The organism is Pseudostreptobacillus hongkongensis, from assembly GCF_001559795.1.
GTDB classification, from domain to species: domain Bacteria; phylum Fusobacteriota; class Fusobacteriia; order Fusobacteriales; family Leptotrichiaceae; genus Pseudostreptobacillus; species Pseudostreptobacillus hongkongensis.
The window spans coordinates 1-315 of the sequence record NZ_LOHY01000153.1; the positions used below are offsets into that span (position 1 = coordinate 1).

At 25.1% G+C, this 315-nt stretch carries 1 protein-coding gene; it reads left to right on the forward strand.

Annotated features, from left to right (window positions below):
* The coding region (locus tag AYC59_RS07200; protein WP_169792236.1) for an integrase core domain-containing protein at positions 1-251 on the forward strand (251 nt) is incomplete at its 5' end.
* Between the last annotated feature and the right edge of the window lie 64 nt (positions 252-315).

The window sequence follows — 315 nt, forward strand, 5'->3', positions numbered from 1 at the left end:
AAATATTTGTGAAGAACCATTTTTCTAAATTACTTAAAGATAATGGAATAATACATAGTATGTCAAGACCAGGGAAATGTCCTGATAATTCTCCTATTGAAAGTTTTTGGGGTATACTTAAGTCAGAGCTTGTATATAATGAGATTGTTAGATTTAACAAACTAAATAGAGAAGAGGCAATAGAAAGTATTGAAAAATATATAGAATATTACAATAATGAAAGAATTAGAATAAAAGAGATTGCTCTATAAAATTACAAGCAATCTCTATAAAAATTTTTTAAATTATTGTGTCCAGTTTTTTGGTATATGTTCT